This window comes from Mycobacterium sp. E2238, from assembly GCF_001672665.1.
In the GTDB taxonomy this organism is placed as follows: domain Bacteria; phylum Actinomycetota; class Actinomycetes; order Mycobacteriales; family Mycobacteriaceae; genus Mycobacterium.
In genome coordinates, this window is sequence record NZ_LZKF01000149.1 from 1 (window position 1) to 6237 (window position 6237).

The following is a 6237-nucleotide window of genomic DNA, read 5'->3' on the forward strand; positions in this document are numbered from 1 at the left end:
ACGTGCGCACCGCGATCGTCGACAACAGGTCGGCGAGCCGGTCCGGCTGGTCGATCATCGAGAAGGTCCTGGCGCCGGTGATGACCTCGAGGCGGGCGTTCGGGATGGTGGCGGCCAGCCGGACCCCGTCCTCCTGCTCGAAGAACACGTCGTCGGCCGACCACGCGATGAGGGTGGGCTTGTCGAACTCGGGCAGGCGGGCGGCCACGCCCGTCGTCACCTCCGTGCGCATCGAGAGCGTGAACTGGCGCAGGTCTTCGGCGATGCGGGGGTCGGACAGCCCCGGCCGCACCCACGCCGCGGTGAGGTCGTCGATGTTGCGGTGCGCCAATCCGTCGAACGCGCGCTTGCGAGCCGCCGGGACTCGCATGGCCTGGGAAACGGCCCGGAACGTCGTCTTCGACTTGGCCGCCAGGATCACCGGCTTGAGGATCGGCGGCGGAAAGTGTTCGAACGCATCGCAACTCGTGAGCACCAGCGCGCCGAGCCGCTCGGGGTGGTGCACGGCCACGAGTTGCGTGACGACCCCTCCCGTGTCGTTGCCCACCAGCACCACGTCCTCGAGGTCGAGCGCGGTCAGCACCTCGGCGACCATCCCCGCGACTCCGGTGATGGTCCGATCGGCGCCGCGGCGCAACGGCTCCGGATGCGCGCCCAGCGGCCACGTCGGGGCGATGCACCGCAGCCCGCGGTCGGCCAGGCGTTCGCTGACCTGGCGCCACAGCTGGCCGGCCATCATGTATCCGTGCACGAAAACGACGGGCCTGCCGCTTTCGGGTCCGATTGCTTCGTAATGGATGGTTCCGGCACTAATGTCGATCGTCGACATAGAGAACTCCTACCTCGGAATACATTTACAAACAGGCTGTCTGTTCGTAAGTTACCAACAGGTTGTATGGAAAGCAAGAGACGGACTCAGGAAGAGCGCTCCGCGGCGACCCGCGACGCGCTGATCGCGGCCGCCCGCAAGCTGTGGGGGCTACGGGGTTACGCGGAGGTCGGAACGCCGGAGATCGCGGCCGTCGCGGGCGTGACGCGCGGCGCCATGTACCACCAATTCGCGGACAAGGCGGCGCTTTTCCGCGAGGTCGTCGAGGCGGTTGAGCAGGACGTGATGGCGCGGATGGGCACCCTTGTGGCCGAGTCCGGTGCGACGACACCGGCGGACGCGATCCGTGCGGCGGTCGACGCGTGGCTGGAGGTTTCCGGGGATCCGGAGGTGCGTCAGCTGATGTTGCTGGATGCCCCGAGTGTGCTGGGCTGGGCGGGTTTTCGCGATGTCGCGCAGCGGTACAGCCTGGGCATGACCGAACAGTTGATCACCGAGGCGATCCGGGCCGGCCAGTTGGCCAAGCAGCCCGTGCGGCCGTTGGCGCACGTGCTGATCGGTGCGCTCGACGAGGCGGCCATGCTCATCGCGACCGCCGAGGATCCCAAACGCACGCGCCGCGAAACGCGGCAGGTGCTGCACCGGCTGATCGACGGCATGCTTACGGGGTCATGAGGCGCCGAACCGATGGGGCCACCAGCTTCGCTCCCGTAAGAGCGTCGCGATGGCGGGAACGGTGAGCGTGCGAACGACGAACGTGTCCAGCAGCAGCCCGCAACCGATCACGAACCCGGCCTGAACCATCATGTCGAGCGATCCGATCATGAGCCCAAACATGCTGGCGGCGAAGATCAGGCCCGCTGAGGTGATGACGGAGCCGGTACTGGTGACGGTGCGGAGCACGCCGACGCGCATGTTGCCGCTGGACTCCTCGCGCAGGCGCGAGATCACCAGCATGTTGTAGTCGGCGCCTACCGCGATCAACAGGATGAAGGCCAGGAGCGGGACGGGCCAGGCGATGGCGTGGCCGAAACCGTACTGGAACAACAGCACTCCCAAGCCCAGCGCACCGAAGTAGTTCAGTATGACGGTGCCCAGCAGGTAGAGCGGGGCGACGACGGAACGCAGCAGCAGGATCAGGACGACGCCGACTACCAGCAGGGTGGCGGTGGCCAGCCGGGTGAAGTCCGCGGACAGCAGTTGTTGGAGGTCGGAGTTGACGGCGGTGAAGCCGGCCACGGAGATGGCGGCGCCGGCCAGCGAGGTGTTGGGCAGGGCGGCGTCGCCCGTGTCGGTGATCTTGCGGTTCAGGGCCATCGCGTCGGCGGAGTAGGGGTCGTATGAGGATGTGACGGCGAACCGGGCGGTGCGCCCGTCGGGGGAGATGAAGTGCCTTGCCAGGTCGCTGAATTGGCGATTCTCAAATGTCGTCGGCGGCAGGTAGAACCCGGAGGCGGCGTCCGATCCCGAGGTGGCGTGCGCGGCGTTTCGCAGCTGCGCGGCGATCTGGCCCATGCCTTCGAGTAGCCGAATGTTGTTGTCGGCGAGGGTATGTACCCCGCCAGCCAGTGCCTGGGCGCCCCAGGCGAGTCGGCTGACGCCGCCTTGCAGGCGGTGGATGTCGCCGATCAGGTCTGCCGGGTCGCCGGTCGTGCCGAATGCCTGCTGCATCGTGGCGGCGGCGTTTTGGATATCGGTGAGCGTGCCGGCGAGGGTGGTGGTTTGGCTGAACTGATCGCTGAGTCCGCCCACCTGGTCGAAGAATCCACCGTTGCGCAGCGTTACGAGCACTCGGGTTTCGTCGCGCAGTTGGGCGCACTGCGGCGTGGTGGCGCACCAGGGTGAGGCATTGAGGCCTTCGACGAGTGGTTCGATCGCCGCGATGGCGCCGGCGGCTTGTTGGGCCAGGGGCCGCAGTCCCGCACCGGTGTGCACGGCTTGATCCACGGCCGGTGCGGTGGCGTTGAGTTGTTGCAGCAGGGGCAGCGCGCCCTGCAGGCGCTGACCTTTGCTTCCGGCTTGGTCCAAGAGATCGGTCAGCGGTGTGAGGGCACGCCGCAGCATGGTGTCGAGTTGGCCCAAGCCGGCCGCGAGTTGGTCGGCACCGTTGGTGAGCTTGGCGAGGTCGTCCCTGTGGGCTTCGCCATCGGCGACGGCACCGGCCATCTTGTCGCCGATTTGCCCGTTCTGCCAAGACAATTGCGCTTGGTCGAGCCGGTTGCCGGTTGGGCGGGTGACACCGGAAACCCGGGTGACCCCGGGTAGCTGGGCCACCCGCGAAGCCAGCGCGTCGAGGTCGGCGAGGCCTTTGGCGGTCCGCATGTCGGTGCGGGATTGCACAAGCAGGAATTGGTTGATGACGGTGTCCTTGGGGAAGTGCCGATCCAACAGCCGATAGCCGTGGTTGCTGGCGGTGCCCGCGGGTTGTCCCTTGCGGTCGTCGTAGCTGATCGTCATGGTGGCCACCACGCCGGCCAGGGCCAGCAAGATCACCAGGCTCGCGGCCAGCACGGGCGCTGGCCGTCGTACCACCATGACGGCGATCCGGTTCCAGTACTGGCGAGATAAGTCGGCGCGGGGCTCGGCGATGCCGCGTTTGGCCGCCAGCGCCAATAGCGGTGGGAGCAGCGTGATGGTGGCCAGGAATCCGATCAGCACGGCAACGGCGCATGCGGGGCCGACACCCTGGAAGACGCTCAGACGAGCGAACACCATGGAGGCCAGCGCCAAAGCAACCGTGGCCGCCGACGCCAAGATGACGCGCCCGATGCTGCCGCAGGCGCGAATGATGGCCTGTTGGGGGGCGTTTCCACGCCGTCGTTGTTCGTGATAGCGGCTGATCAGGAACACGCTGTAGTCGGTGCCGGCGCCCAACAGAACCGCGGTCATGAACGCGATGGTGAATTGCGATACGGGAACACCGAATTCACCGAGCGCCGATAGAACGCCTCGGCCGACGGCCACGCTCGCGCCGATGACCAATAGCGGCAACAGTGCGGTGGCCACCGACCGATAGACCAACAGCAGGATGAGCCCGATGAGGGCGGCGGTCGCGATCGAGATGAGGAGCAGCTCATGTTCGCCGGAGCCGATTTGATCACGGAACGTCGCGGCCGGACCGGTGACGTACGCGGTGGTCGACGACCCGCTCACGACCGAGGAGACGTGCGCGCGCACGGCGTCGACCGACTCGGCCGCCTTGGGGTCACCGAGGGTGCCGGCGATCCCGATCGGCAGGAACCACGCCTTGCCGTCTTGGCTTACCGCCCGGCTTCTGGTGGCGGGCTCGGCGAGTAGATCCTGCACCAGCAGAACGTGAGTCTTGTCGGCACGCAGCGCGGCCACGAGGGCGTCGTAGCGTTGCCGGGCCGGTGGGGTCAGCCCGGCGGCATCTTCCATCGCAATGACGATCGAGGTCTTCGCGCCCCGCTCGTCGAACGCCGCCGCCATGCGATCGAGCGCTTGAAACGACGGCACGTCACCGGGCAAGAGCTGGACCGACTGCTGGCGCACGACCGTCTCCAGCTGTGGGAAGGCGATTGCGAGAATCGCCGCCACGCCGATCCATGTGCCGATCACCCATGCCTTCCGTCGGACGGCAAGCCCGCCCAATGCGGCAAGGCGCGCACTGTATTCACCGGTGCGCTCGAGATGGGCCTCGGCCCGTCGGCGCGCGCCAACAAAACCCGTTCGCGAAAAGATCCCCTGTCGCACCGCTCCCCCTATGATTGATTTGGTGAAGCAGTTCACCAAACCATGTTGGTGAGATCCTTCACCAAAGTGGGCGGCGGGCGCAAGTCCGCGAGTCAAACGAAAAGGAGCTGGTTGTCGGATGGCAGTGCATCGCGGCCTAACCGCTGATCAGCGGCGTGAACAGCGTCGGGGGCAGCTCATCGAGGCTGCTTTCGACATGATCGCCGAGCACGGGGTCAACAATCTCCGGGTGCGCGCCGTCAGCGCAAGCGCGGGGCTGAACGACCGCTACTTCTACGAGAGCTTCCGCGACTGCCACGAGTTACTGATCGCGACTTTCGAAGACCAATTCAGCCGGGCATTGACCGGGATCATGGCGACGGTCGCGGAGTCGCCGCACGAACTCGAGGCCCGCGCCCGCGCCGTCATCGAGTTCGCATTCGGCTTCATCGATGAAGATCCCCGGCGCCCGCGGCTGCTGATCGAGCTGCAGACGTCCGAAGCGCTCGCCGGCCGTCGGGACGAGGTGATCGACGTTCTCACCCAGGTCATGGTCGGGCAGGTGCGGGCACTGCTCGGCGAGGCCGCCGGCACCGACGACAACGTCATGCTGACCGCGTTGACGGTGGTGGGCGGTCTTCTGGAGCTGATCAGCCAGTGGTACCGACACCACATCGCGGTCAGTCGACCTCAGCTCATCGAGTTCATGACGGCGCTCGTGGTCACGACGACGGACATCACCGGCGCGCTCGAACGCCGTCTTACCGCGGAAGATCACTCCTGAAGCGGGACGCGCACCTAGCGGTGGTTCTGGGCGAAGAACTGCCAGATGGTGCTGGTGGCGTCCAGCGCCGCCGAGGGTGGTGGGATGCCCGCGACCTTCTCGGCGAGGGGGCTGGGTTCACCGCCCGGCCATTGGTGGCCGGCGCCGGCCACTGAGATCAACTCGACGGTGCGTCCGTCCGCGCAGCCCGCGATTTGTGTCGTCACGTCACCGGTGGTGCTCGAGTTCGGCGCTCCGCACGCGTCAATGGCGCGCCAGGTCGCATTCACCGACTGCGCCGACGGGCCGTCGACGCGGGCAGTTCCGTTGAGCGCGAACGCCTTTCCGGGTCCGCCGTCGTAGGGCACCCTGTCGTCGGCCGTGCCGTGGATTTGCAGCACCGACGTTCGCCGCGCCTGTGAGCAGTCGGTCAGTAGCGTGCCCGCCACTGGGGCGATCGCGGCGAACATGTCCGACTGGCAGCCGAGCCGGAGCGCCATCATGGCCCCGTTCGACATGCCGGTGACATAGACGCGCGCCCGGTCGATGGGGATCCCTTGCTCGATGGCGCCGACCATGGTCGTGATGAAGCCGACGTCGTCCGCGCCGACCCGCTGGGGTTCGCCGCAGCACGTCCCGGCATTCCAGGCACGGTTGATGCCGTCGGGGTAGGCGACCAGGAAGTGCCCGGCGTCGGCCTCGGCGTCCCAGTGGTACGCGCGCTCGGCCTGCTGACCCGTTCCGAAGCCGCCATGCAGCATCACCACCAGAGGGGTCGCATCCGCGATTCCCTGGGGCCGGTACAGGTGAAAGGTGCGGCTGACACCGCCCGACGCGACGCTCTGGGTGGACTGCCCGACCGGAATCGGTTGCGAGCCGGGCGTTCCCAGCGCATGGCCGCCGCCCAGGCACCCGCCGAGCACGACGGCCAGGACGGCGACGAGGCAAACGC

5 protein-coding genes are annotated in these 6237 nt (G+C 67.3%); 2 read left to right on the top strand and 3 right to left on the bottom strand.

Annotated elements, in window-relative coordinates; all coding sequences use genetic code 11:
- A partial coding sequence (locus A5711_RS12775) for an alpha/beta fold hydrolase (RefSeq protein ID WP_067946980.1) occupies positions 1-829 on the bottom strand: 829 nt, incomplete at its 3' end.
- 66 nt (positions 830-895) lie between these two features.
- On the opposite strand from A5711_RS12775, the gene A5711_RS12780 reads away from it, so the two are divergent.
- Positions 896-1504 carry a TetR/AcrR family transcriptional regulator gene (locus tag A5711_RS12780; protein WP_067946982.1) on the top strand — a complete coding sequence of 203 codons (609 nt, stop codon included), beginning with the start codon at positions 896-898 and terminating at the stop codon, positions 1502-1504.
- Here A5711_RS12780 and A5711_RS12785 read toward each other — a convergent pair.
- Positions 1499-4531, bottom strand: a complete 3033-nt coding sequence (locus A5711_RS12785) for an RND family transporter (RefSeq protein WP_082975722.1) — start codon at positions 4529-4531, stop codon at positions 1499-1501. The two genes, A5711_RS12780 and A5711_RS12785, sit on opposite strands and share 6 nt — an antisense overlap.
- A gap of 130 nt (positions 4532-4661) precedes the next feature.
- On the opposite strand from A5711_RS12785, the gene A5711_RS12790 reads away from it, so the two are divergent.
- Positions 4662-5306, top strand: a complete 645-nt coding sequence (locus A5711_RS12790) for a TetR/AcrR family transcriptional regulator (protein WP_067946986.1) — start codon at positions 4662-4664, stop codon at positions 5304-5306.
- Between the two features lie 14 nt (positions 5307-5320).
- Here the strand turns inward: A5711_RS12790 and A5711_RS12795 are convergent.
- A partial coding sequence (locus A5711_RS12795) for a PHB depolymerase family esterase (protein WP_231987469.1) occupies positions 5321-6237 on the bottom strand: 917 nt, incomplete at its 5' end.

Coding starts and splice junctions, on each gene's coding strand:
- A5711_RS12780 (WP_067946982.1), top strand. CDS start 896: ATGGAAAGCAAGAGACGGACTCAGGAAGAGCGCTCCGCGGCGACCCGC.
- A5711_RS12790 (WP_067946986.1), top strand. CDS start 4,662: ATGGCAGTGCATCGCGGCCTAACCGCTGATCAGCGGCGTGAACAGCGT.